The sequence below is a fragment of the Pseudomonas syringae genome, from assembly GCF_000737245.1.
Classification (GTDB): Bacteria; Pseudomonadota; Gammaproteobacteria; order Pseudomonadales; family Pseudomonadaceae; genus Aquipseudomonas; species Aquipseudomonas syringae_J.
In genome coordinates, this window is record NZ_JPQU01000014.1 from 98,486 (window position 1) to 123,337 (window position 24,852).

21 protein-coding genes are annotated in these 24,852 nt (G+C 58.6%); 18 read left to right on the top strand and 3 right to left on the bottom strand.

Annotated elements, in window-relative coordinates; genetic code table 11:
• The first annotated feature begins 81 nt into the window (after positions 1–81).
• The 7 genes from IV01_RS23325 (at position 82) to IV01_RS25815 (ending at position 7,619) form a co-directional block, all read left to right on the top strand.
• Complete coding sequence (locus tag IV01_RS23325; protein WP_032625181.1) at positions 82–864, top strand: MetQ/NlpA family ABC transporter substrate-binding protein; 783 nt, start codon at positions 82–84, stop codon at positions 862–864.
• Between the two features lie 313 nt (positions 865–1,177).
• On the top strand, positions 1,178–2,074 hold the full coding sequence (locus tag IV01_RS23320) for a TauD/TfdA dioxygenase family protein (protein ID WP_032625182.1): 897 nt from the start codon (positions 1,178–1,180) through the stop codon (positions 2,072–2,074).
• Positions 2,075–2,090: 16 nt separating this feature from the next.
• A complete protein-coding gene (locus IV01_RS23315) occupies positions 2,091–2,972 on the top strand; it encodes an ABC transporter ATP-binding protein (protein ID WP_032625183.1) in 882 nt (293 codons plus the stop codon).
• Between the two features lie 135 nt (positions 2,973–3,107).
• On the top strand, positions 3,108–3,962 hold the full coding sequence (locus IV01_RS23310) for an ABC transporter permease (RefSeq protein WP_032625185.1): 855 nt from the start codon (positions 3,108–3,110) through the stop codon (positions 3,960–3,962).
• A 221-nt stretch (positions 3,963–4,183) separates the two neighbouring features.
• Positions 4,184–5,191, top strand: a complete 1,008-nt coding sequence (locus IV01_RS23305) for an ABC transporter substrate-binding protein (RefSeq protein WP_032625187.1) — start codon at positions 4,184–4,186, stop codon at positions 5,189–5,191.
• A gap of 271 nt (positions 5,192–5,462) precedes the next feature.
• Positions 5,463–6,413: an RHS repeat-associated core domain-containing protein gene (locus IV01_RS26075; protein WP_080290182.1), complete on the top strand. Its 951-nt coding sequence runs from the start codon at positions 5,463–5,465 to the stop codon at positions 6,411–6,413.
• A gap of 75 nt (positions 6,414–6,488) precedes the next feature.
• Positions 6,489–7,619, top strand: a complete 1,131-nt coding sequence (locus IV01_RS25815; protein ID WP_050507258.1) for an RHS repeat-associated core domain-containing protein — start codon at positions 6,489–6,491, stop codon at positions 7,617–7,619.
• 250 nt (positions 7,620–7,869) lie between these two features.
• Here the strand turns inward: IV01_RS25815 and IV01_RS23300 are convergent, their stop codons facing one another.
• On the bottom strand, positions 7,870–9,030 hold the full coding sequence (locus IV01_RS23300; protein WP_032625189.1) for an AAA family ATPase: 1,161 nt from the start codon (positions 9,028–9,030) through the stop codon (positions 7,870–7,872).
• A gap of 247 nt (positions 9,031–9,277) precedes the next feature.
• Between IV01_RS23300 and IV01_RS26605 the strand changes: the two genes are divergently transcribed.
• From IV01_RS26605 to IV01_RS23285, 4 genes are all read left to right on the top strand, one after another.
• Entirely contained in the window at positions 9,278–10,387 is a 1,110-nt protein-coding gene (locus IV01_RS26605) for an RHS repeat-associated core domain-containing protein (protein WP_154232166.1), read from the top strand.
• A 418-nt stretch (positions 10,388–10,805) separates the two neighbouring features.
• Entirely contained in the window at positions 10,806–11,924 is a 1,119-nt protein-coding gene (locus IV01_RS23295) for an efflux RND transporter periplasmic adaptor subunit (RefSeq protein ID WP_032625191.1), read from the top strand.
• Entirely contained in the window at positions 11,921–12,988 is a 1,068-nt protein-coding gene (locus tag IV01_RS23290) for an efflux RND transporter periplasmic adaptor subunit (RefSeq protein WP_032625193.1), read from the top strand. Before IV01_RS23295 ends, IV01_RS23290 begins: the two co-directional genes overlap by 4 nt.
• Positions 12,985–16,083, top strand: coding sequence for an efflux RND transporter permease subunit (locus IV01_RS23285; protein WP_032625195.1), 3,099 nt, complete (start codon positions 12,985–12,987; stop codon positions 16,081–16,083). Before IV01_RS23290 ends, IV01_RS23285 begins: the two co-directional genes overlap by 4 nt.
• Before the next feature lie 93 nt (positions 16,084–16,176).
• Here the strand turns inward: IV01_RS23285 and IV01_RS23280 are convergent, their stop codons facing one another.
• Positions 16,177–16,629, bottom strand: coding sequence for an REP-associated tyrosine transposase (locus IV01_RS23280; protein WP_032625197.1), 453 nt, complete (start codon positions 16,627–16,629; stop codon positions 16,177–16,179).
• Positions 16,630–17,059: 430 nt separating this feature from the next.
• Here IV01_RS23280 and IV01_RS23275 point away from each other — a divergent pair, with 430 nt between their 5' ends.
• The 7 genes from IV01_RS23275 to hydA are packed head-to-tail and all read left to right on the top strand — an operon-like array spanning position 17,060 to position 23,860.
• Entirely contained in the window at positions 17,060–17,836 is a 777-nt protein-coding gene (locus IV01_RS23275) for a transporter substrate-binding domain-containing protein (protein ID WP_050507259.1), read from the top strand.
• 49 nt (positions 17,837–17,885) lie between these two features.
• On the top strand, positions 17,886–18,560 hold the full coding sequence (locus IV01_RS23270) for an amino acid ABC transporter permease (protein WP_032625198.1): 675 nt from the start codon (positions 17,886–17,888) through the stop codon (positions 18,558–18,560).
• Positions 18,560–19,294: an amino acid ABC transporter ATP-binding protein gene (locus IV01_RS23265; RefSeq protein ID WP_032625200.1), complete on the top strand. Its 735-nt coding sequence runs from the start codon at positions 18,560–18,562 to the stop codon at positions 19,292–19,294. Before IV01_RS23270 ends, IV01_RS23265 begins: the two co-directional genes overlap by 1 nt.
• Positions 19,295–19,314: 20 nt before the next feature.
• Positions 19,315–20,562: a cysteine desulfurase-like protein gene (locus IV01_RS23260; RefSeq protein WP_154232167.1), complete on the top strand. Its 1,248-nt coding sequence runs from the start codon at positions 19,315–19,317 to the stop codon at positions 20,560–20,562.
• Positions 20,563–20,580: 18 nt separating this feature from the next.
• Positions 20,581–21,453 (top strand): MurR/RpiR family transcriptional regulator, encoded by an 873-nt coding sequence (locus tag IV01_RS0124495; protein ID WP_032625203.1) that lies wholly within the window; start codon positions 20,581–20,583, stop codon positions 21,451–21,453.
• 60 nt (positions 21,454–21,513) lie between these two features.
• Positions 21,514–22,410, top strand: a complete 897-nt coding sequence (locus tag IV01_RS23255) for an allantoinase PuuE (RefSeq protein WP_032625205.1) — start codon at positions 21,514–21,516, stop codon at positions 22,408–22,410.
• A gap of 13 nt (positions 22,411–22,423) precedes the next feature.
• Positions 22,424–23,860, top strand: a complete 1,437-nt coding sequence (gene hydA, locus IV01_RS23250; protein WP_032625207.1) for a dihydropyrimidinase — start codon at positions 22,424–22,426, stop codon at positions 23,858–23,860.
• 251 nt (positions 23,861–24,111) lie between these two features.
• On the opposite strand, the gene IV01_RS23245 is transcribed toward hydA, so the two are convergent.
• Positions 24,112–24,831 carry a 16S rRNA (uracil(1498)-N(3))-methyltransferase gene (locus tag IV01_RS23245; protein WP_032625209.1) on the bottom strand — a complete coding sequence of 240 codons (720 nt, stop codon included), beginning with the start codon at positions 24,829–24,831 and terminating at the stop codon, positions 24,112–24,114.
• Between the last annotated feature and the right edge of the window lie 21 nt (positions 24,832–24,852).

Sequence of the window (24,852 nt, forward strand, 5' to 3'; positions counted from 1 at the left end):
CGCCCCCGACTGCATTTGCGTCGGGGGCAACTCATTGAAGAGCTGTCGGCGAACCGACCTCGATTTCTCTAAGGACATTGCATGAAGAAGACATTGCTGTTGACCGCCCTGGCGGCCGTATTTTCGGTAAGCGTGGCTCAAGCAGCCGAGAAACTGGTGGTCGGTGCGACGCCGATTCCTCACCAGGAAATCCTTGAGCTGATCAAGCCTGATCTGGCCAAAGAAGGCGTGGATCTGCAAATCAAGGTCTTCACCGACTACGTGCAGCCAAACGTACAACTGAATGAAAAGCGTCTGGACGCCAACTACTTCCAGACCAAACCGTATCTGGAAGGCTTCAACAAAGGTAAGGGCGCGACTCTGGTCACTGGCGTCGGCGTTCACGTTGAACCGTTCGGCGGTTACTCGCGCAAGTACAAGAGCATCGCTGACCTGCCGGAAGGCGCAACCATCGCCATCCCTAACGAAGGCAGCAACGCCGGTCGCGCTCTGTTGCTGTTGCAGAAAAATGGCCTGATCACTTTGAAAGATCCGACCAACGCTCTGTCGACGCCGAAAGACATCGCCACCAACCCGAAGAAGTTCAAGTTCCGCGAGCTGGAATCGGCTGTATTGCCGCGCGCACTGGATCAGGTAGATCTGGCGTTGATCAACACCAACTACGCGCTTGAAGCCAAACTGAGCCCGAAGAAAGACGCGCTGATCATCGAAGGCGCTGATTCGCCTTACGTGAACTATCTGGTGACCCGTACCGATAACGCTCACACCGACGCTATCGAGAAGCTGTCCAAGGCCCTGACCAGCCAGAAAGTCAAAGACTTCATCAACAAGAAGTACGACGGCGCGGTATTGCCTGCGTTCTGATTGCTGAGCTGCACCGCAATACCCGACGCCGACGCTGGTAACAGTGTCGGCGTTTTTGTGTGTGCGGAGAGTTGCCAGGCCCAATCCTGTGGGAGCGAGCTTGCTCGCGAATAGGCAAGGACACTCAATACATTTTTTGCGCCTGCAATAATGTCTTCGCGAGCAAGCTCGCTCCCACGTGGTATTGATGTGCGTCTGGGATATTCCCCTAGTTCAATCCGAACTATTCATATGCAATAACGATATTTAAATTTCGATTCTTATACCTTTAAAGTCATAACTCTAATCCACCAGTCTTCTGGAGTCGGAGTTCATGTCAGCAGCCTCCCTCGCCTCATCAGCTGTTCAAGCCGCGCCTCAACCGTTCGAAGTGCGTCCGTTCGCCGCAAGCGTGGGGGCGGAAGTCGTGGGTCTGGATTTGTCCCGACCGCTGAATGAAGCCGACTTCGCCCGCATCCATCGCGCGCATCTGGATCACCATGTGGTGGTGTTCCGCGATCAGCAGATCACCCCGCAACAGCAGATTGATTTCAGCCGTCGTTTTGGCGTGCTGCAGATCCACGTACTCAAGCAGTTCCTGCTGGCGAACCACCCGGAAATCCTCATCGTTTCCAACATCGTGGAAAACGGTCAGCCCATCGGTTTGGGCGATGCGGGCAAGTACTGGCATTCGGACCTGTCCTACAAAGAGCTGCCGAGCCTCGGTTCGATGCTCTACGCCCAGGAACTGCCAAGCGAAGGCGGCGACACCTTGTTCGCCGACATGCACCTGGCCTGGGAAACCCTGCCGGAGCATCTGCGCAAAGCGGTTGAAGGTCGCAACGCGGTTCACAGTTACACCTCGCGTTATCGCGACGGGCACAACGCCCAGAACTGGCGGCCAACCCTGAGTGCCGAGCAACTGGCTCAGGTGGTCGTGGTCAGCCATCCGATTGTCCGCACCCACCCTGAGAACGGTCGCAAGGCGTTGTTTGTCAGCGAAGGGTTCACCACCCACATCGTCGGCCTGCCGGAAGATGAGAGTCAGCAGATCCTGAATGAGCTGTACGCCCACAGCGTGCGCCCTGAAGCGGTGTATCGCCACAAATGGGCACCCAACGACATGGTCTTCTGGGACAACCGTTCGCTGATCCATCTGGCAGGCGGCACACCCGATCATCTGCGTCGTCGCTTGCACCGCACCACCATCCAGGGCGATGCGCCGTTTTGAAACCGGGAGCTAATCAATGAATGCTGTTCTGCAAAGCCGCACGGCTAGCGCAAACACGCCTGCGCAACCGGTCGATCAGCCTGCCGCTGAAGCTCTGTTGCAAGTCCAGAACGTCAGCCTCGAATACCGCACCCCGGAGCGCGTGGTGCGGGCGACTCATCAGGTCAGTTTCGAGATCGATCCGGCCGACCGCTTCGTGCTGCTCGGCCCGTCCGGTTGCGGCAAATCCACCTTGCTCAAAGCCGTGGCCGGTTTCATCAAGCCTAGCGAAGGGCAGATCCGTCTGGCTGGTGCCGAAGTCACAGAACCCGGCCCGGATCGCATTGTGGTGTTCCAGGAGTTCGACCAGCTGCCACCGTGGAAAACCGTGATTGAAAACGTCATGTTCCCGCTGTTGGCCTCGCGCACTCTCAAGCGCAAGGAAGCTCAGGAGCGCGCTCTTTACTACCTGGCGAAAGTCGGCCTGAGCGCTTTCGCCGATGCCTACCCGCACACCTTGTCCGGCGGCATGAAAGCCCGTGTGGCGATTGCGCGTGCCTTGGCGATGCAGCCAAAAATTCTGCTCATGGACGAACCCTTCGCCGCGCTGGATGCCCTGACGCGTCGCAAGATGCAGGAAGAACTGCTGGAGTTGTGGGAAGAAGTGCGATTCACGCTGTTGTTCGTGACCCACTCCATTGAAGAAGCCTTGGTGGTGGGTAACCGGATCTTGCTGCTGTCCCCACATCCGGGGCGCGTGCGCGCAGAAATCAACAGCCACCAATACGACCTGAAAAGCCTCGGCGGCGTCGGCTTCCAACACACCGCTCAGCGCATTCATCGGCTGCTGTTTGATGAAGGCGAAGAGCAGGCGGTTGATCGAGAGCTGAATTTTCAAGATATCCGTATCGCTTATTAACACTAATGAACCTGTGGGAGCGAGCTTGCTCGCGAAGACTGATGGATAGGCAATGATTAAATATCGCCTGACCCGGCCTCTTCGCGAGCAAGCTCGCTCCCACAGGGTGAGTTGCAGACTTCAGAGAGCACCACCATGAACATCCGTGAAGAGTACGAAGTCACGCTGGAGCCTTTCACTCAGCAAGATCTGGCCCGTGACATCCCCCTGGCGCAGCGTATCTGGCAAGTGAGCTGGGTGCGCAAGAGCGTGATCCTGATTGTGCTGGCGATCCTCTGGGAAATCGCTGCACGGATCCAGAACAACGACCTGTTGCTGCCCAGCTTTCTGCAAACCGCTGCCGCGTTTTATGACGGCATTTTGTCCGGCGAGCTGATCGGCAAGGTGTGGGTTTCCCTGACCGTGCTGATTCAAGGCTATGTGATCGGTATCGTTCTGGCCTTTGCTCTGACAACGTTGGCGGTCTCGACTCAACTGGGCCGTGATCTGCTTGGCACCCTGACGGCGATGTTCAACCCGCTGCCCGCCATTGCCCTTTTGCCACTGGCGCTGCTGTGGTTTGGTCTGGGTCAGAACAGCCTGATCTTCGTGCTGGTGCATTCGGTGCTGTGGGCCTTGGCGCTCAATACCTACGCGGGTTTTCTGAGTGTCTCTGAAACCCAGCGCATGGCCGGCCGCAACTACGGCCTCAAGGGGCTACGGTTTGTCTGGTACATCCTGATCCCCGCTGCGCTGCCGTCGATTCTGGCGGGCCTGAAAATCGGCTGGGCATTCGCCTGGCGCACCCTGATCGCCGCCGAGCTGGTGTTCGGTGCGTCTTCGGGCAAAGGCGGCCTGGGCTGGTACATCTTCCAGAACCGCAACGAGCTGTATACCGACAAGGTTTTCGCCGGCCTGGCTGCCGTGATCCTTATCGGGCTGCTGGTCGAAAACCTGCTGTTCGCCAACATCGAACGCCTGACCGTCAAGCGCTGGGGTATGCAGCGCTGAAATGCATTCCCTATGGGAGATTCTATGTTCGCCCTCAAGTGGATGGAACGACGTGGGACCGGCTTTAGCCGGGAAGAGGCCGGGACAGGCACTGAATTTTTCCCTACCGATCGACTGCCTTCCCGGCTAAAGCCGGTCCCACGTCGTGTCTACCTGCGCGGTGCTTGGTCTGGACCGCTTCCACAGTCATTAACAATTTTCGAATTCTTGTGAGGTTATCCATGACAATCCCTTTCAAACGCTCCGCCCTCGTCGCGCTGGCAGCCACTATTGGTCTGCTCAGCAGCGGCGTACAAGCCGAAGGCAAGATCAGCATCGCCCAGCAATTCGGTATCGGTTACCTGATTCTCGACGTGGTGCGCGATCAACAACTGATCGAGAAGCACGGTAAAGAGCAAGGTCTGGACATCAAGGTCGACTGGAACAGCATTTCCGGAGCCACCGCTATGAACGAAGCGCTGCTGGCTGGCGCGCTGGACGTGGTATCTGCAGGCGTGCCGCCGATGCTGACCGTCTGGGACCGCACCAAAGGCAAACAGAATGTCAAAGCCATCGCCTCGCTGGGCTCGATGCCTAACTACCTGCTGACCAACAACCCGAACGTGAAGACCCTCAAGGACTTCTCGGAAAAAGACCGCATCGCGGTCCCTGCGGCGGGCGTGGGCTTCCAGTCGCGCACCTTGCAGATCGAAACCGCCAAGCAATTCGGTAACGAAAACTTCAAGAAATTCGACAATATCTCGGTGAGCCTTGCGCATCCGGACGCCACCTCAGCGCTGATCGCTGGCGGCTCGGAAATCAACTCGCACTTCTCCAGCCCGCCGTTCCAGTATCAGGAGCTTGAAAACCCCAACGTGCATAAAGTGCTGAGTTCTTACGACGCACTGGGCGGTCAGGCCACGTTCAACGTGCTCTACACCACCGAGAAATTCCACGACGAAAACCCGAAGACCTACAAAGCCTTCTACGACGCGCTGGCCGAAGCCGAGAAAATCATCAAGGCCGACAAGCCTGCCGCTGCCAAGACCTACATCCGCGTCGAGCAATCCAAGCTGCCGCTGCCGCTGGTTGAGAAGATCGTTGCCGATCCGGAAATCGACTTCACCATCGCCCCGCAACGCACCTACATCTATGCCGAAAAACTGCATGAGCTGGGCGTCCTGAAAAACAAAGCCGCGAGCTGGAAGGATTACTTCTTCGAAGAAGCGCATGGTGGTGCGGGTAGCTAAATAGCTGGACTGCAATCCATTTTTTCTGGCTTGCGCTGACCCTGTGGGAGCGAATTCATTCGCGAATGCTGCATGACAGACGATGACTTCTATCGACTGTACCGGCCTCTTCGCGAATGAATTCGCTCCCACAGGTTGGGTCTGCGCTGTCAGGCTTGTAACTTACCCTCACCAAAATCCCCAGCCCACAAAACCTAGCATTTTTGCTAGGTAGACGAAGGCCGTCGAAAAGCTCAGGCTCAAGCTATCTCTGCTCACCAGAGTTGCAGACATGGCTCGACAGACCCAACTGTGCCGCTACGCCTACGACCCCCTTGACCGCCTCGCGTCCCGAACGGCGCTGGCTGAGGCAATCACCCGGGACTTCTATCGCGCTGACCGGCTGGCCACCGAGATCCAGGGCGCCGAACAGCGCAGCTTCTTACACCGCGACAGCCAACTGCTGGCGCAACACACCGTGGTTGGCAAACTTGCGAGCACCGCGTTGACCGCCACCGACTCACAACACAGCGTGCTGCAAGCCGATAACACCGCCATCGCTTACTCCCCTTACGGCTACCACGCCGCAGTCGCGCTATCGCCCGGCTTCAACGGCGAACACGCCGACCCCGTTACTGGCCACTACCTGCTCGGCAATGGCTATCGCGCCTACAACCCGACCTTGATGCGCTTCAACAGTCCGGACAGCTTGAGTCCGTTTGGCGAGGGCGGGTTGAATGCCTATGGGTATTGCGTGGGGGATCCTGTGAATCGTAGGGATCCGAGTGGGCATGAAGTTGATACGCGGCAACTTTTCTCCTATGTCTGGATTGGTTTAGGGCTGTTTGGTGCCGTGCTTGGTGTTAAAACTGCGCTGCCAGCATTGAAGGCTATTAGTCGAGGCGCCGCTTCACAAGCGCAACAGTTGACAGCTCGTTCGGCGGTGAGCCAGATCCTGGCAAGTACCGTCTTTACGGCAAGCGGCGTATTAAATGCGGTGGTTCCTGGCTCTAAAGAATCAACCTTCCTGTTAGTTATGGCCGTCAGCATTGCAATCCCTACCGTGCCCGCCCGTATCAGGGCAATGGTCCTGACGAAGTCGGCTGCGAAACACGCAGCCAGGGCGGCGTCTTTGGGAGCGGCACGAATGAAACAGGTCAACCTGAAAGCCCTGGCTGACGCCCGGCACAGGAGCAGTGTCCGAAGCCGTGCTTCAAGTATCCGCAGCAGCGGTAGCGCTTGATCGGCCTGGCTGTAGCTCGCTTCTACAGAAGCTCTGCCAGACGTTATTTGATTGGTCATATACAGGTAAGCAGCCATGCGCCCGCAAACCATCCTCACCCGCTACACCTACGATCCGCTGGATCGCCTCGCATCCTGCACGCCACTGGCCGAAGCCATTGCGCAACGGTTTTACAAGACGGGCGAAGTGGTGACGGAAATTCAGGGAGCAGAACAACGCACCTACATGCGCACAGGCAGCCAACTCCTGGCCCAGAAAAACCTGACGGCCAGCACACTGCTCGCCACCGATCCCCAAAACAGCGTGCTGCACGCCGAAGACATGGCCATCACCTATGCCCCCTACGGCCACCGCGAAGCTGTGAGCGCATTGCCTGGACTACCGGGTTTCAACGGCGAACAACCCGACCCGGTCACCGGCCACTACTTACTCGGCAATGGCTACCGTGCCTATAACCCGATACTCATGCGCTTCAACAGCCCGGACAGCCTGAGTCCGTTTGGCGAGGGAGGGTTGAATGCCTATGCGTATTGCGTGGGGGATCCGGTGAATCGAAGTGACCCGACGGGGCATTTTGGGTGGTTGATGGGCCTTGCCGGCTTGGCGGGGGGTTCAGCACTCGGGACGGGAATCGCTGCTGTTGCAACGGCTAAATCTGCGCCGGAAACCAGCAAGGCTCTTGGATATGTGACAGGTGGATTGGTGATGGGTGCTTTGGGGCTTGGTGCTGTTGGCCAATTTCAGACGCTGGGGAGAGGGTTAACGAGTCGATTCGCAAAGGAGCTTTCTGGAAAAAACGCGGGACGAAAAAATATCGTCACTGTTGCGCAGGTTAAGAATTCGTCTAGAGAAAGTGCGCCAGACATGACGGAGTCATTGCGACAATTCTCTGCGCAAAAAGGGGCGATCGAACCAGTGGTGAGTTCTAACCTTGGCATGAGGTCCAGGGATCGTGACTACTTTTACACAGGCTTGAATACTGCGGGCGCAGCCACCAGAGAGGTTTCGATATTTAACGAACATGCAAGGAAGTTTATAAATGGTCCGATGAAACAGCTCGGTATCATGACAAATCTGACTGTCCGAGGCACACCGCTTAAAGAAGTCGAGCTCACGAGGTTTAAATCGTTTAGAAAGGACCTGATCGATGCGGCAGTGGTACTTAGACAGTTGAAATTGAGAAGACTTAATCAAATTGTGTCTTAATAGATTGACTTAAGGATCTTGATCTCTTCTTTGCGATGCAGTTACACAGGTGGTATTGAACGGCGATATTCAGGCGCGGGTGCAGACTCAGCTTTCGTGCCGCTCAGATTGCAGGATCATTAAGTGTATGGTCGTTTAGAAGCGAACTTGTTCGCGAAGCGATATCCCTGACTCAGATGAAGATCAGCGCGCACCGCTTTCGCAGCCTCTGGCAGCGCCTGCAAAACAAGTGTGATGCCCTGACAACTCTTCAATCCGGCCAATGCCACGCAGGCTCATCCAGCATCCCTTGCCCCACAATCCCGGTTTGCCCCAACACCTTTTCAAGCTCGATGGCATTGCATTCCGGGCTCTGCTCCAGCGCGGCAATCAATCGGCTGGCGTGTGAAACGACCCATAGCTGGCAGTTGTGTGAAGCCTTGATGATCAACCTCGCCAAAGCAGGCAGTAGATCAGGATGCAGACTGGTTTCCGGCTCGTTGAGTACCATCATGGTGGGCGGGCGAGGGGTGAGCAGGGCGGCGACCAGCAGTAAATAGCGCAAGGTGCCATCGGACAGTTCCGCCGCTGACAACGGGCGCAACAAGCCGTCCTGATAAAACTCCACGGCGAAATGCCCGCCGGGCATCACGTTGATCTTCAGACTGGCTCCGGGGAACGCATCGCTGATGGCAGCGTGCAGCGCCTGTGGGTCACCAATCTCAAGAATGGTCTGCAAGGCTGCCGCCAGATCCCGGCCGTCGTGGTGCAGCACCGGGGTAAAGGTGCCCAGTTGTGGCCGGCGCGCCGGGGCTTCGGAGTCGCTGCGAAAGTGGTCGTAGAAGCGCCAGCCGCGGATGTTTTCCCGTAGTTGCAGCACCTCCGGACAACTGCGCAGGCTACCCACCTGATCGAACAGGCTGTCCGAAGCCGGCGTGTGTTGGGCCAATACGTCCCAGTCGCGGCCTTCCCGTGCACGAATCATCGGCCCGCTGCGTTGCACCAGCAGGCTGGCTGGGCGATACAACGGCCCGGCCCAGATGCACTCCTTCTTGATTTCCGGGTCCAGGGCAAATGCCGAGAGAGTCTTTTCGGGCAGACCCAGGGAAATGGCGTAGCTGAAATCCTCCCCGGCAAAACCGAGTCGCAGGCGTTTGACCTTTTGTCGCGGTCCACCCTGTACGTCAACGTCCCCCGCAAGCATGGCCCGGCTGATTTTCTCTGGCCCGGCCCAAAACGTTGAATCCAGCCCGCCTTCACGAGCCAGGGCATTGATGACCCCACCCTGGGCCGTTTCGCTGAGCAGACGCAGGGCCCGATATAGATTGGACTTGCCACTGCCATTGGGGCCGGTGATCACGTTCAGGCGTTCGAGCGGTACGATCAGGCTATTGATGGACCGGTAGTTGGCGACCGCGAGGGTTTTGAGCATCACTGCTTCCTTGCCGATATTCCCAGTGAAAAGGCTGCGATGAGCCAAGGCGCTATTTTACGAGTGTCTTTGCCAGCGGGGCATTACATATGTCTATTACGGGTGGCTCAAGTAGACCAATTCTTTGCCCGAGCCGCCTGTCGGCAAAAGGCAAAACCTAGCATTTCTGCTAGTAGACGAGCCTTCACAAGGTACTCATCTTGATACAGGTCCGATCCTTGATACCTGATTCCTTAGGGACTCCGCCATGGCCCATCAATCCATCCTGAGCCGCGACACCTACGACCCGCTGGACCGCCTCGCATCCCGCACGCCACTGGGCGAAGCCATTACGCAACGGTTTTACAAGGCGGGCCAACTGGTGACGGAAATTCAGGGTGCAGAACAACGCACCTATCTGCGCTCAGACAGCGAACTCCTGGCTCGGAAAAACCAGACCAACAGCGCACTCTTAGCCACCGACATACAAAACAGCGTGCTGCATGCCGAAGACATCGCCATCGCCTACGCCCCCTACGGCCACCGCGAAGCGGTCACTGGATTGCCAGGACTACCCGGTTTCAACGGCGAACAACCCGACCCGGTCACCGGCCACTACTTACTCGGCAATGGCTACCGCGCCTACAACCCGATACTCATGCGCTTCAACAGCCCGGACAGCTTGAGCCCGTTTGGCGAGGGTGGGTTGAATGCCTATGCGTATTGCGTAGGGGATCCGGTGAATAGGAGTGATCCGACGGGGCATTTTGGTGGGTTGATCGGTGTGCTCTCTAAACTACTGCTATCGAGCGTCCGTAAGGCGAGCACTGTTCTTACGCGCCAGGTTTTAATGGCTGGTGCGAGGGGCAGAGGCACTCCAATGGCAATGAGGGGAATATCTGGGTCTGGCCCTCTGTCGCGTATGCCCACTTTCAGGGGGTCAACGGGATCAGTGGCGTCAACGAAAGCAGACAGGTTGAAGTCATTGGCTTCATCCGGAGGTTGGTCAAGTGCGATGGAACCAATGGGCGACCCAGGACTTCAGGCAAGTAGGGCCTTTCAGCAGGAGAGCATCAAGAGAGGTTTGACGCGAGAGTGGCACAGCCGACCCTCAGTTGGCGGAACCACTGAGTCAATGCAATATATATATTCTGATACGCGTAACGCATTGAGAGCGGAGGTCAATGCTAAATGGCTTTCCAAACTTGAGAATAATAATGTATTCACTTCAGATGTTTTGGCGTTTCGGAACCACGTAACACGTGAAGCGAATCTACTTTCTGAAATACGGGTTCTGCGTGGCAATATTCAGGAAGCCCAGCCTGAGATAACCAGGTTGCTGAGAGATTATTATTGGCCCTCTAGTAGTCGCGCTTAGTTTTGACTACTACGCAGGATAGTCACATTCGTATCGACCCATGACTCGCTCTGGGTCGTACGGTAAGTTGTTCGTAGCAGTAGGCATGTGGGTCTCAGTGGACTGACTCATTCGCCGCTGTTGCCGGTTTTAGACAAAGGATAAGGCTTGGCATTTTTGCTAGTAGACAGCCCTTGGAGTCTCATTCCCTAGGAAATCCGCCATGACAAAAAGCTCGGTGCATTTAGGAGCGAACTCTCGAATTCACACCTCAAAAAAACCTCGGCAACAAGTTGGCTCCTACCAGCCACGCACTCAGCAGATATGCCCCAATCACGCACCCCAAGGAACCCTCATCTACGCTAAGAGTCGCATAGTCACGGCGCTACCCACTCAATCGCAGCGAGGCAGGCGCACGGCATCCGTATAAGGAGTCTGCATGCCTGTTTCCCCCTCAAGACTAGCGATTCTTGGCCTGACTTTTTCGTTGGCGATCCTGGCTGGCTGCGGCAAGGAAAAGCCGCCTGCGCCGAATCTCCCGCGCGTTAACGTGCAGAAGGTCGCGACGGCGGATTACGCCGCGCAGGTGGCGTTGACCGGCGATATTCAGGCGCGGGTGCAGACTCAGCTTTCGTTCCGGGTCGGCGGCAAGATCATTCAGCGCATGGTGGATGTTGGCGACCGGGTCACGGCGCGGCAGGTGCTGGCCAAGCTCGATCCCAAGGATTTGCAGACTAACGTCAATTCCGCTGTAGCTGCAGTCGCCGCCGAGCAGGCGCGTGTGACGCAAAGCAGCGCGGCCTTGGTGCGCCAGGAAAAGCTGCTGCCCAAGGGCTACACCAGCCGCAGTGAATACGATTCGGCCCAGGCCGCGTTGCGCAGCAGCCAGAGCGCGCTCAAAGCCGCCCAGGCACAGTTGGCCAATGCTCGGGAGCAGCTGAGCTACACCGCACTGATCGCCGAAGCGCCGGGGGTGATCACCGAACGGCAGGCGGAAGTCGGCCAAGTAGTGCAAGCCACCATGCCGATTTTCGGGCTGGCCCGGGATGGCGAGCGCGATGCCGTGTTCAACGTCTATGAATCCCTGTTCGCCGACCCTGCGGGGAATCAACCGGTGGTGGTCAGCTTGCTGGAAGATCCACAAATCAAGGCGGTCGGCAAGGTCCGGGAAGTCACCCCCGCTGTCTCAGCTCAAACCGGCACCCTGCAAGTGAAGATCGCCCTGGAAAAACTGCCCCCGGGCATGGATTTGGGCTCGGTAGTCAGCGTGAGCCTGCAGGCGCCGGGCAAGGCCAGCGTTGAGTTGCCATGGGCCGCGCTGACCAAGGGCTTGGGCAAGGAACTGGGGCAGCCCGCCGTCTGGGTGGTGGACGATCAAGGCAAGGCCAATTTGCGGGGCGTTACAGTGGCGCGTTATCTGACCGGCAAGGTGATCATTTCCGACGGCTTGAAGGGCGGTGAAAAAGTGGTGGTGATGGGCGGGCAATTGTTGCACCCGGAGATGCAGGTTGAAATCGCCGCCACCGAGCAACAGAAAACCGCCGGAGTGCAGCCATGAAGCGTCTGCTGCCGTTGTTGCTGCTGAGTGTATTGAGCGCATGCAGTAAAGAAGAGCCGCCGCCGGAGCCGGTGCGCCCGGTGGTGTCGGTACAGGCCAACCCAATCTCTGAAGAAACCCTTGGGCGCTTTGCCGGCAACATCGAAGCGCGCTATCAAAGCACCTTGGGTTTCCGGGTTGGCGGGCGCATTGCTCAGCGTCATGTGGACGTGGGCAGCGAAGTGCAGAAAGGCCAGTTGCTCGCCACCCTTGATCCGACTGACCAGCAAAACAATGTGCGCGCCGCTCAGGGTGATCTTGCCCGGATCGAAGCGCAGTGGATCAACGCGCAAGCCAATGCCCGTCGTCAGCAAGAGCTGTTCGATCGCGGCGTAGGTGCTCAAGCGCAACTCGACATCGCCCAGACCGATTTGAAAACCACCAACGCCTCACGTGAGCAGGCGCGTTCGGCCTTGAGTCAGGCCCAGGATCAGCTGGCTTACAGCGAGTTGCGCACGGATCACGATGCTGTGGTCACCCGCTGGCAGGCCGAAGCAGGGCAGGTAGTCACAGCGGGGCAGGAAGTGGTGACCCTGGCGCGACCAGACATCAAAGAAGCGGTCATCGACCTGCCTGGCACCTTGGCCGACCAATTGCCGGTCGGCGTCGAATTCAAGGTTGCCAGCCAGCTCGATCCGCAGATCGCCACCACCGCCACTCTGCGGGAAATCGAACCCCAGGCTGAGCGCACCACCCGCACCCGTCGCGCTCGCCTGACCCTGACCGACACGCCAGACGCGTTCCGTCTTGGCACTGCTGTCAGCGTCACCCTCAGTACGGCGATTGCGGCGCGCACGGAGTTGCCGATCAACGCGTTGCAAGAGGTCGATGGCAAGACGCAGATCTGGGTCATCGATCAGCAGAACCAGACCGTCAGCCCACGTGCGGTGCAGGTGGTTAGCCGCAGCGACGATACCTTCGTATTGAGTAACGGTGTCAAACCCGGCGAGCTGATAGTCAGTGCCGGGGTCAACAGCCTGAAACCGGGCCAGAAAGTCAAAGTCGATGAAGGAAGCCCACGATGAAAGGGAGTTTCAACCTGTCCGAATGGGCCATCAAACACCAGTCGTTTGTCTGGTATCTGATGTTCGTCGCACTGCTCATGGGCGTTTTTTCCTACATGAATCTGGGGCGTGAAGAGGATCCGTCCTTCACCATCAAAACCATGGTCGTACAAACCCGCTGGCCGGGCGCGACGGTGGATGAAACCCTGGAGCAAGTCACCGACCGCATAGAGAAAAAGCTCGAAGAGCTGGACTCCCTGGACTACGTGAAAAGCTACACGCGGCCCGGCGAGTCAACGGTGATGATTTACCTGCATGACACCACCAGCGCCAAGGATATTCCAGAGATCTGGTATCAGGTGCGCAAGAAGATCGACGACATCCGCAGCCAATTCCCACAGGGCATGCAGGGGCCGTTCTTCAACGATGAATTCGGCGATGTATATGGCTCGGTCTATGCCTTCACCGCCGATGGTTTTTCCATGCGCCAGCTGCGCGATTATGTGGAGCAGGTGCGCGCGGAGATCCGCGACGTGCCGGGGTTGGGCAAGGTCGAAATGATCGGCCAGCAGGACGAAGTGCTGTACCTGAATTTCTCCACCCGCAAGCTGGCCGCACTGGGGCTGGACCAGCGTCAGGTGGTGCAAAGCCTGCAATCGCAGAACACGGTTACGCCTGCCGGGGTGATCGAAGCCGGGCCGGAACGAATTTCGGTACGTACCTCGGGACAGTTTGCGTCCGAGAAGGATCTGGCAGCGGTCAACCTGCGCCTCAACGATCGCTTCTATCGCTTGAGCGACATCGCGGAAATCACTCGCGGCTACACCGATCCGCCCAAGCCCTTGTTCCGCTTCAACGGCAAACCGGCCATCGGTCTGGCGATTGCCATGAAGAAGGGCGGCAATATTCAGGATTTCGGCAAGGCGCTGCATGCGCGCATGGAAGCGACCACCGCCGACTTGCCAGTAGGCATTGGCGTGCACAGCGTGTCGGACCAGGCCGAAGTGGTGGAAAAAGCCGTGGGCGGTTTTACCAGTGCGCTGTTTGAGGCGGTGGTGATCGTGCTGATCGTCAGCTTCGTCAGCCTGGGTGTGCGTGCCGGGTTGGTGGTGGCGTGCTCGATCCCGCTGGTGCTGGCCATGGTCTTTGTGTTCATGGAATACAGCGGCATCACCATGCAGCGGATTTCCCTCGGCGCGTTGATCATTGCCTTGGGCTTGCTGGTGGACGACGCGATGATCACCGTGGAAATGATGGTCACGCGCCTGGAAATGGGCGAGACCAAAGAACAGGCCGCGACCTTCGCCTACACCTCCACCGCGTTCCCGATGCTGACCGGTACCCTGGTCACCGTCGCCGGATTTGTGCCCATCGGCCTCAACGCCAGTTCTGCGGGGGAATACACCTTCACGCTGTTCGCGGTTATTGCCGTGGCGATGCTGGTGTCCTGGGTGGTGGCGGTGCTGTTCGCGCCGGTGATCGGCGTGCATATCCTCAGCAGCAACATCAAGAAGAAGGATGAAAAGGAGAAGGAAGGGCGCATTGCCCGGGGCTTCAACAACAGCATGTTCTGGGCGATGCGCAATCGCTGGCTGACGATCATCATCACCGTGCTGCTGTTTGTCGGCGCGGTGTTTTCCATGCAGTTTGTGCAGAACCAGTTCTTCCCGTCTTCTGATCGCCCGGAAATCCTCGTCGATCTGAACCTGCCGCAAAACGCCTCGATCAACGAAACACGCAAAGTCGTGGACCGCCTGGAAGCCACCCTCAAGGACGATCCGGACATTGAGCGCTGGAGCACTTACATCGGCCAGGGCGCAGTGCGGTTCTATCTGCCGCTGGACCAGCAGCTGGAAAACCCTTACTACGCGCAGTTGGTGATCGTCAGCAAAAGCCTGGAGCAGCGCACGGCCTTGAGCGAGCGGCTGAACAAGCGTTTGCGAGAGGATTTTGTAGGCATCGGCAGCTACGTGCAACCGCTGGAAATGGGCCCGCCGGTGGGGCGTCCGCTGCAATACCGCATCAGCGGTGAAAACATCGACAAGGTGCGTCAGCACGCCATCGAGCTGGCGACGTTGCTCGATAACAATCCGCATGTCGGCGAGATGATTTACGACTGGAACGAGCCGGGCAAAGTGCTGCGCATCGACATCAATCAGGACAAGGCGAGGCAACTGGGCTTGTCTTCGGAGGATGTTGCGCAACTGATGAACAGCATCGTCAGCGGCTCGGCGGTGACTCAGGTACGCGACGATATCTACCTGATTAATGTGGTGGGCCGCGCCGAAGACGCTGAACGAGGCTCGCCCGAAACCCTGCAAAATCTGCAGATCGTGACGTCGGGTGGCACTTCGATTCCGCTGCTGGCGTTTGCCACAGTGCGTTATGAATTGGAGCAGCCGCTGGTCTGGCGTCGAGATCGCAAGCCGACGATTACCGTCAAGGCGGCGGTGGCTGATGACATGCAGCCTACCGATCTGGTCAAACAGCTGAAGCCGGACATCGACAAGTTCAATGCCGGGTTGCCCGTGGGTTATAAGGTGGCAACCGGCGGTACGGTAGAGGAGAGCAGCAAGGCCCAGGGCCCGATTGCCAGTGTGGTGCCGTTGATGATCTTCCTCATGGCGACGTTCCTGATGATCCAGTTGCACAGCGTGCAGAAGCTGTTTCTGGTGGCCAGCGTTGCGCCGCTGGGTTTGATCGGCGTGGTGCTGGCGTTGATCCCGACGGGTACACCCATGGGCTTTGTGGCGATTCTGGGGATATTGGCGCTGATCGGTATCATCATCCGCAACTCGGTGATTCTGGTGACGCAGATTGATGCCTATGAGCGGGACGGTTATCTGCCCTGGGACGCCGTGGCCGAAGCCACCCAGCACCGTCGCCGCCCGATCCTGCTTACCGCAGCCGCCGCCAGCCTGGGCATGATCCCCATCGCCCGAGAAGTCTTCTGGGGCCCGATGGCCTACGCCATGATCGGCGGCATCATCATCGCCACCCTCCTGACCCTGCTGTTTTTGCCAGCGCTGTATTTGGCCTGGTATCGGATTAAAGAACCGAGTGAGGAGCAGCGCAGAGAAGCGAAATCGAGTGGTGAGTCAGTGCATTCGAGTTGATCTCTTCGCGGGCAAGCCTCGCTCCAACGGATTACCTAAATCCGTTGGAGCGAGGCTTGCCCGCGAATGTCGCAACTCGGTCTCAGAGTCGAGTTAAACCCAGATAGCATCCCAAAGCGGGTAATCACCAACCCGGCTGACTAGCCCGGCGCGAACGGGATTAAGGACGATGTACCGGGCAATCGTTTTCAAATCCTCCTCTCTACGAATCGCCCGGTCATGAAATCCTCTTTGCCAGATACTTCCGGTGCGGCCCAATGCCTTGTTAACCGCGCAATTGCTCCTGGATTTTGTGCGGGCCGTCACTTCACTCAATGATTTCTCCCTGAGCTCGATCAGCCAGTGAAAATGATCCGGCATGACCACCCAGGCCAGGGAGGTAACCAAGGCTTCACGCTCAGCGGTTCGCAATTGCGTAGCCACAAGTTTCCCGACTCGCCAATCGGAGAAAAAAGCTGCGCGGTTTTTGGTTATGGAAGTAATCAGGTAAATCCGGCCGTGTTCGCTGTATCTGCCTATTCGTGTTTGGCTGGTATGGAAGCGCATCTGTAATCCGTAGCTTTTGAATTGTGATTCAGAAGCTAGTCCAAACAGCTGATTGGTGAGCCTTGATAGATTGGCAGGATGTTTCTATCTGGAGTACCGAGTCATCGTTCTTCGCGGGCAAGCCTCGCTCCAACGGGGAGCGATGAGCCCGTTGGAGCGAGGCTTGCCCGCGAAGAACGATGACTCGGTCTGACGCCTTCCACTCCGCCCCGCATCAGTGCATCTTCCCTCGTCTCATCCACCGGTTTACTCCTATCTCGTGGCCCCCGGTGCCTCTTGAGCTGCGCACCAAATCGGCGTGGCGTTGCACCGCAGTGAAGCATTTAATTCATTTATTTTAATTGTTGAATTATTTGATTCTTGGTCCTAGTCTGTTCCTCGACACGCCTTCTGGCGACTTCTTGCAACGAGTGAGACGGGGGAGCAACACATGACTGTGAAAGTACTCTTGAGCCTGGCGGTCGCGACCGCATTTTCGGCCTCCACCTGGGCGGCGGACTGGACGGTGGGTGCCAACGTCGGCAACGTTCCGTGGGAGTTCCAGGATGCAAAAGGCGAGATCGTCGGTTTCGAAGTCGATGTCGTCAAAGAAGTCGCCAAGCGAGCCGGCAAGACCGTCGAGTTCGTCAATATCCCCTTCAACGGTCTGTTCAGCGCGGTGCAGTCCAAGCGAGCCGATATTGCGATTTCCTCGATCACCATCACCCCCAAGCGTCTTGAGTCAGTGGCGTTTGCCCAGCCGTACTACGACAGCGACCAGTCGCTTTCGGTGCTGACCAAGTCTGGCATCGATGGCCTCAAAGGCATGCAGGGCAAGGTCGTTGGCGTTGATACCGGGTCCACCGGTGACATGTGGGTCACGGCGCATCAGGGCGAATACAAGTTTGCCGATGTTTCCCGCTACGAAGGGCTGTCTCCAGCCATGCTTGATCTGGCATCCGGGCGCATGGATGGTTATGTCAGCGATATCCCGGCGGTCCTGTACTACATCAAGGACAAGCCGCAATACAAAGTCGTGGCTCGTATCCCGACTGGCGAGAAGTATTCGTTGATGCACGCCAAGGGCTGGGAATCAGCGACTCAGGTCAACGACATCATCAGCGCCATGAAAAAGGAAGGCGTGATCGCCGGTCTGCACAAGAAGTGGTTCGGCGCCGACGCTGATGCCGACTCCAGCACCGTCAAAGTTGTTGATGTGCTCAAGTAAACGCTGACTGTTCAACCTGGCGCTGCGGCGCCGTCACTAAGGAATCGCAATGGAGTTGGTGCAGACTTTCTTCAACTGGGGCGTATTCGTCGATGCATTGCCGCTGATGCTACGTGGCCTCGGGGTGACGGTGTTGCTGGGCGTGGTCAGTATCGTGCTTGGGCTGGTTGGCGGTTTGCTGCTGGCCATGCTGCGCCTCTACAGCTACGCACCGGTCCGCTTGCTGGCGCGCATTTACATCGACGTGATGCGCTCCATACCGCTGCTGGTGCTGCTGGTCCTTATCTATTACGCGCTGCCGTTCGTGGGCATTCGCCTGTCGTCGTTTGCCGCTGCGGCCGCGGCGTTGTCCCTGGTGTCATGCGCTTATTCGGCGGAGATTTTCCGCTCCGGTATTGAAGCCATCCCGCGCGGCCAGTTCGAAGCCGCCGCTTCTCAGGGTATGAGTTTTTTCAACACCATGCGCGACGTGATCCTGCCGCAAGCCATGCGCATCGTCATGCCGCCGATGACCAGTAACTGCATCAACGTCATGAAAGACACGGCGTTGGCGTCGGTTGTGGCTATGCCCGATCTGCTCAAACAGGCGACTCAAGCCCAGGCGCTGGCCGCCAACCCGACTCCTTTGGTAGGTGCGGCGATCATGTACCTGCTGTTGCTGCTGCCTTTGGTGCAATTGGTGAGCTGGGTTGAGCGACGTAATGGCACCGGGAGGAAGAACTGATGAGCGCAGTCATTGAAATTGAAGGCGTCGCCAAGTTTTATGGGCAGTTTCAGGCCCTGGCAGACATCAACCTGTCGGTGGAGCAGGGTGAGGTGGTGGTGATTCTCGGGCCTTCGGGTTCCGGAAAGTCCACGTTGATCCGCTGCATCAATCTGCTTGAGGAATACCAGCAAGGCGACATTCGCGTGGCTGATCAGCGGGTCGAGAGCGGCCCGAAGCTGGCCGGAATTCGTTGCGAAGTTGGCATGGTGTTCCAGAACTTCAATCTCTATCCGCACATGACCGTGCTGGCCAATGTGGCCCTGGCACCGGTGCGTGTGCGCGGCATGTCACGCCGCGATGCCCAGGAGCGCGCACGGCTGCTGCTGGAAAAGGTCGGCATGAGCGCTCACGCGGAAAAATACCCCGGCCAGCTGTCCGGCGGTCAGCAGCAGCGCGTGGCAATCGCCCGGACCATGGCCATGGAGCCCCGGGTGATCCTGTTTGATGAACCGACTTCAGCCCTGGACCCGGAAATGGTCGGCGAAGTGCTGGACGTGATGCAGAACCTGGCACGCTCCGGCGTGACCATGGTGGTGGTCACCCATGAAATGGGCTTTGCCCGCAAGGTCGCCGACCGAGTGATCTTCATGGAGAACGGCCGGATCATCGAACAGAACAACCCCCACGATTTCTTCACGGCCCCTCAGGAGCCGCGTACTCAAGCCTTCTTGCAGGCCATCCTGCACCACTGATCTTTTTGGAGACTGCCCACGTGAACGCCCTCGATATGAGTTATGTCCGTAGCCAATTCCCGATGCTGGCCGACGGCTACGCCTACCTGGATAACGCGGGTGGTTCCGCCGTTCTCGGCCGTGTGGCGGACCGGGTGCGTGATTACCTGCTCAACAGCAGCGTGCAACTGGGCGCTTCCTACGGGGGCTCTGTCTCGGCGGGCGAGCGGGTGATGCAAGCCCGCGAATCCGTGGCGCAACTGATCAACGCTTACCACCCTGAAGAATGCGTGATGGGCGGTTCGACCACCCATCTGTTGCAGATCCTGTGTCGGGCCATCGCGCCGTCGATCAACAGCGGTGACGAAATCATCGTCACCAATTGCGACCATGAAGCCAACATCGGCCCGTGGCAACGGCTGTGCGAAGAGCGTGGCGCGACCTTGCGGGTCTGGTCCGTGGACCCGTCGAGCCTGGACCTGGAACTCAAAGATCTGGATGCACTGCTCAACTCGCGCACCCGCTATGTGGCCATGACTCACGCCTCGAACATCCTCGGCAGCGTCAACCCGGTCGCCGAAGTCGCACGGCGCGTGCATGCCGTGGGCGGCAAGTTGTGCGTCGACGCCGTGGCCTATGCGCCCCATCGTCTGGTGGATGTACAAGCCAGCGGCGCTGACTATTACGTGTTCAGTTTCTACAAGGTGTTCGGCCCGCACTTTGCCGTGTTGTGGGGCCATCGCGATGCGCTGCTGGAACTGCCAAGCCTCAATCACTTTTTCATCGGCCAGGAAGTCATCCCCTATAAGCTGCAGCCGGGCAACCTCAACTACGAACTGTCCTATGGCTGCATGGGTATCAGCGATTACTTGCTGGATATCGGTCGGCGACTAGGGGCGACCGGCACCCCACGTCAGGTGATGCAAGCGGCGTTTGATGCCTTTGAAGTACAGGAAGATCTGCTCGCCGAAACCCTGCTGGCGTTCCTGCGTGATGCGCCCGGCGTGCGCATCATCGGCAAGCCTCGGGTCACCGCAGGGGATCGAGTGCCGACCATCAGCTTCGTGGTCGAGGGTGTGCAGTCCGAAGCCATCGTGCGCCGCATCGATGCCGAGCAGATCGGCATCCGTTTTGGTGACTTCTACGCTCGGCACCTGATCGAAGAGTTGGGTCTGACCCAACACGGCGGCGTGGTGCGTGTTTCCATCGCGCATTACAACACCGTCGACGAGATGCAGCGGCTGGTCGAGCACTTGGCTCGGGCGATAACCGATTTGCGCCAATCCTGATTTCTGCGAGCGATATCCATGCCTGTACCTCAAACCCTTGCCGAGCTGCGTGCGGCCATCGTTGAGCAACAAGACCGCCTGACCGCGCGCATGCGTGACGCGGCGTATTACCTCAACGAGCATCCGCATGACGTGGCGCTCAATACGGTGGCTGCGTTGGCGACGCGCTCGGGTATTGCTTCATCGGCCTTCATTCGTCTGGCCAAAGCCCTGGGTTTCAACGGCTTCAGCGACTTGCAGCGGCTGTTCAAAGCGCCACTGCAACAGGCAGGTTCTTCCAGCTTCAGCGAGCGCATCCGCCATTACCACGGCGAAGAGTTGCTGGAAGACCCGACCGATGTGGGCGCGATCCTCACCGCGTTCAGCCGGGCCAATATCGTGTCCCTGGAGCATTTGGCCGAGGGCCAGCAGGTCGAGGCGCTGGAGAAGGCCATCACTTTGCTGCAACAGGCACGCACCACCTTTGTGGTCGGCATGCGCCGCTCGTTTCCCATGGCCAGTTACCTGAGCTATGCCTTGAGCCGGGTCGGTCGCCGCGCCGTGCACATCAGCGGCCTGGGTGGTTCGTTGCGTGAGCAGGTCGGCGCACTGCACGCCGATGATGTGCTGGTGGCGGTAAGTTTTCCGCCCTATGCCCAGGAAACCATTGAGGCCTGCCAGCAGGCAGCAGCCGCGGGCACGCCCATCGTGGCGATCACCGACAGCATCCTTAGTCCGATCAGCCAGCGTGCGGCGGTCATTATTGAAGTCAACGATGCCGAACTGCTGGGCTTTCGCTCACTGACGGCGGCGTTCTGTGTGGCTCAAACCCTGGCGATGGGCCTGGCCTTCCGCGACGGTCAGTCGCTCAGCGGGCCGGACCATGATGCTTTGAACAATATCGACTGCTGAGCCACTGCTCGGCGGTCTGCGTGCACCCAACCATCTGCGCCTGTGCAGGAGATTGCTTCTATGGCTTCACCCCTTCGCGATCTGGTCGGTTACGGCCGAAACCGCCCTCAGGGCACCTGGCCTAACGGCGCACGCCTGGCCATCAGCCTGGTCATCAACTACGAGGAAGGCTCCGAGCGCTCCCTGGCCATGGGCGACCCCGATCAGGAAAGCATGACCGAATGGGGCAGCTATCAGTTTCCCGATGGCGTGCGCAACCTGGCCATGGAGTCCATGTACGAATATGGCTCTCGGGTTGGTATCTGGCGGATCCTCGAGATTCTCGAGAAGGCTGGCGTCCCGTCGACCTTCCACGCTTGCGCCGTCGCCTTCGAACAGAACCCTGACGTGGCCAAGGCTGCCGTCGCCCTGGGCCATGAGGTGTGCAGCCATGGTTATCGCTGGGAAGAAGTCTTTCGCCTTACCGAAGCCGAAGAGCGCGAACACATTCGCCTGGCAATCGAATCGTTTGAGCGCACCTGCGGCAAGCGTCCGGTGGGTTGGTACTGCCGGTATGGTGCCAGCGTGCGGACCCGGCGACTGGTAGCCGAGGAGGGCGGCTTTCTTTACGACTCAGACGCTTATAACGATGACGTGCCGTACTTCGTCGACGTCGAAGGCAAGCAGCGTCTGGTGGTGCCGTATACCAGCGACGTGAATGACTTCCGTTACTGGAACTCCCCCGGGCTGTCGCAGGCGTCGGACTTCTTCGAATACATGAAAGAAAGCTTCGAAGTGCTCTATGACGAGTCGGCCGACGGTTTGCGCATGATGTCCGTGGGGCTGCACCCGCGCATGGTTGGCCGTCCGGGTCGGGTTCGGGCGCTCAAGCGCTTTATCGAATACGCCCAAGGCCATGAGGGCGTGTGGTTCGCCACCCGCGAGCAAATTGCGCAAGCCTGGCTGGCTCGCAGCTGAGGAGATCTATCCCATGCAGGGATTTGATGTAGTGGTGCGCAACGCCAAGGTGGTCACGGCGGCAGATACCTTCGTCAGTGACATCGGCATTCGCGACGGCAAAATCGTCGCACTGGGTCTGGACCTGGGCAGTGCTCTGCGGGAGATCGATGCTGGTGGACGCTCTGTAACGCCTGGCGGTATCGACAGCCACGTGCATCTGGATCAGCCCACGGGCGACGGTTCGGTGATGGCTGACGATTTCGAAAGCGGAACCCGGTCTGCGGCCTGTGGCGGCACAACCACGGTGATCCCGTTCGCCTGCCAGCAGAAAGGCCAGAGCCTGCGTGCGGCCGTCGAGGACTATCACCGACGGGCCGATGGCAAGCCGCTGATCGATTACGCCTTCCACCTGATCGTCACCGATCCCACCGAAGACGTGCTCAACCGGGAACTGCCCGAGCTGATTGCCGAGGGCTATACCTCGTTCAAGATCTACATGACCTATGACGCACTGAAGCTCGACGACCGGCAGATTCTTGAAACCCTGTCGGTGGCTCGCGCCGAAGGGGCGATGGTCATGCTGCATGCCGAGAACAGCGACTGCATCGCCTGGCTGACCGAGCGTTTGCTGGCCGCGGGGCTGGCGGCGCCGCGTTATCACGCCAGCTCGCGGCCGATGCTGGTGGAGCGTGAAGCCACCCACCGCGCCATCGCATTGGCCGAGCTGGTGGATGTACCGATTCTGATTGTCCACGTGTCCGGCCGCGAAGCCATCGACCAGATCCGCTGGGCGCAGGATCATGGGTTGAAGGTGTATGCGGAAACCTGCCCGCAGTACCTGTTCCTGACCGCTGATTCTCTGGGTTGTGATGACAGTTTCGAGGGTGCCAAATGTATTTGCAGCCCACCGCCACGGGATGCTGCCAATCAGCAAGTGATCTGGGACGGTTTGCAGAATGGCTCGTTCGCGGTGTTCTCGTCGGATCACGCGCCGTTTCGCTACGAAGGACCAGACGGCAAGCGCGCCCATGGTGAGCAGGCTCCGTTCTCGGAAATCGCCAACGGCATCCCCGGCATCGAGACGCGCATGGCGTTGCTCTGGTCTGAAGGGGTGTGCAGCGGGCGTATTACCGCCCAGGAGTTCGTGGCCCTGACATCGACCAATGCCGCCAGAATGTATGGTCTATACCCGCGCAAAGGCAGCATTGCGATTGGTGGCGATGCCGATCTGGTGATATGGGACGAGGGGCTGGATCTTGAGCTGCACAATGACCTGTTGCATCACCGCGTCGACTACACGCCTTATGCAGGCATGCGCCTGAACGCCTGGCCTGCGCTGACATTGGCTCGGGGTGAGATTGTCTGGGACGGCCAGGCTCGTGGCGAGCCGGGCCGAGGGCAGTTCTTGCCCTGCGCAAGACCAGAGCCGGCCATGGCGCGGCGGCGAGTCGGGCTTTTGCCGGTTTGAAGACCGAGTCGGCCAGCATCTTTGGCAAGCATCGCTTCCCTCGCAGTTTCCTGACACAGCGCTGTCGCGCAGCAGACACAGAACCCGTAGGAGCGACCGGGGTGGCGCTCCACCTTGCCCGCGATGCGATTTCAAAATCAGCCTATTTGTCGGCAGTGCGGACGTCATCGCGGGCAAGCGCGCTCCTACAAAAAGCACCATTCCAATTCAGATAGTGAATTAATTTTGATGGGAGCGAGGGGGGTTGTTGCTTAAAAATCCCCCCACAGCTGCTGCGCCACGCTCAATGCCACAACCGGTGCGGTTTCGGTGCGCAGGACCCGTGGGCCTAGACGGGCGGCGTGGAAGCCGGCGTCTTGGGCCTGGTCAACTTCCGCGTCATTCAGACCGCCTTCAGGGCCGATCAAAAAAGCCAGGGTGGTCGGCTTGCTGTGGCTGGTCAGCGGTTCTGCCACTGGGTGCAGCACCAGTTTCAGCTCGGCATCGCTGTTCTTGAGCCATTGCGCCAGAGGCATGGGCGGATGAATGACCGGCACCACTGAACGACCGCATTGCTCACAGGCGCTGATTGCGATCTGCTGCCAGTGGGTCTGACGCTTTTCCGCACGTTCGTCCTTGAGGCGCACTTCGCAGCGCTCGCTGACAATCGGGGTTATTTCCGTCACGCCCAGTTCGGTGGCTTTCTGAATCGCCCAATCCATCCGCTCGCCACGAGACAGGCCCTGGCCCAGATGAATGCGCAACGGTGATTCGGTCTGCCCGGCGAAGGTCTCGTCGAGTTGAACGCGCACGCGCTTCTTGCCGACTTCCAGCAGCGTGCCGCGAAATTCGTGGCCGGAGCCGTCGAACAGCTGCAACGCATCGCCTTCAGCCATGCGCAGAACCCGGCCGATGTAATGGGCCTGGGCTTCAGGCAACTCGTGCTCGCCAAGGCTGAGCGGGGCGTCGATGAAAAAGCGGGACAGTCTCATGGTGGGTCTCTGAAATTTGGA

Coding starts and splice junctions, on each gene's coding strand:
- IV01_RS23325 (WP_032625181.1), top strand. CDS start 82: ATGAAGAAGACATTGCTGTTGACCGCCCTGGCGGCCGTATTTTCGGTA.
- IV01_RS23320 (WP_032625182.1), top strand. CDS start 1,178: ATGTCAGCAGCCTCCCTCGCCTCATCAGCTGTTCAAGCCGCGCCTCAA.
- IV01_RS23315 (WP_032625183.1), top strand. CDS start 2,091: ATGAATGCTGTTCTGCAAAGCCGCACGGCTAGCGCAAACACGCCTGCG.
- IV01_RS23310 (WP_032625185.1), top strand. CDS start 3,108: ATGAACATCCGTGAAGAGTACGAAGTCACGCTGGAGCCTTTCACTCAG.
- IV01_RS23305 (WP_032625187.1), top strand. CDS start 4,184: ATGACAATCCCTTTCAAACGCTCCGCCCTCGTCGCGCTGGCAGCCACT.
- IV01_RS26075 (WP_080290182.1), top strand. CDS start 5,463: ATGGCTCGACAGACCCAACTGTGCCGCTACGCCTACGACCCCCTTGAC.
- IV01_RS25815 (WP_050507258.1), top strand. CDS start 6,489: ATGCGCCCGCAAACCATCCTCACCCGCTACACCTACGATCCGCTGGAT.
- IV01_RS23300 (WP_032625189.1), bottom strand. CDS start 9,030: ATGCTCAAAACCCTCGCGGTCGCCAACTACCGGTCCATCAATAGCCTG.
- IV01_RS26605 (WP_154232166.1), top strand. CDS start 9,278: ATGGCCCATCAATCCATCCTGAGCCGCGACACCTACGACCCGCTGGAC.
- IV01_RS23295 (WP_032625191.1), top strand. CDS start 10,806: ATGCCTGTTTCCCCCTCAAGACTAGCGATTCTTGGCCTGACTTTTTCG.
- IV01_RS23290 (WP_032625193.1), top strand. CDS start 11,921: ATGAAGCGTCTGCTGCCGTTGTTGCTGCTGAGTGTATTGAGCGCATGC.
- IV01_RS23285 (WP_032625195.1), top strand. CDS start 12,985: ATGAAAGGGAGTTTCAACCTGTCCGAATGGGCCATCAAACACCAGTCG.
- IV01_RS23280 (WP_032625197.1), bottom strand. CDS start 16,629: ATGCGCTTCCATACCAGCCAAACACGAATAGGCAGATACAGCGAACAC.
- IV01_RS23275 (WP_050507259.1), top strand. CDS start 17,060: ATGACTGTGAAAGTACTCTTGAGCCTGGCGGTCGCGACCGCATTTTCG.
- IV01_RS23270 (WP_032625198.1), top strand. CDS start 17,886: ATGGAGTTGGTGCAGACTTTCTTCAACTGGGGCGTATTCGTCGATGCA.
- IV01_RS23265 (WP_032625200.1), top strand. CDS start 18,560: ATGAGCGCAGTCATTGAAATTGAAGGCGTCGCCAAGTTTTATGGGCAG.
- IV01_RS0124495 (WP_032625203.1), top strand. CDS start 20,581: ATGCCTGTACCTCAAACCCTTGCCGAGCTGCGTGCGGCCATCGTTGAG.
- IV01_RS23255 (WP_032625205.1), top strand. CDS start 21,514: ATGGCTTCACCCCTTCGCGATCTGGTCGGTTACGGCCGAAACCGCCCT.
- hydA (WP_032625207.1), top strand. CDS start 22,424: ATGCAGGGATTTGATGTAGTGGTGCGCAACGCCAAGGTGGTCACGGCG.
- IV01_RS23245 (WP_032625209.1), bottom strand. CDS start 24,831: ATGAGACTGTCCCGCTTTTTCATCGACGCCCCGCTCAGCCTTGGCGAG.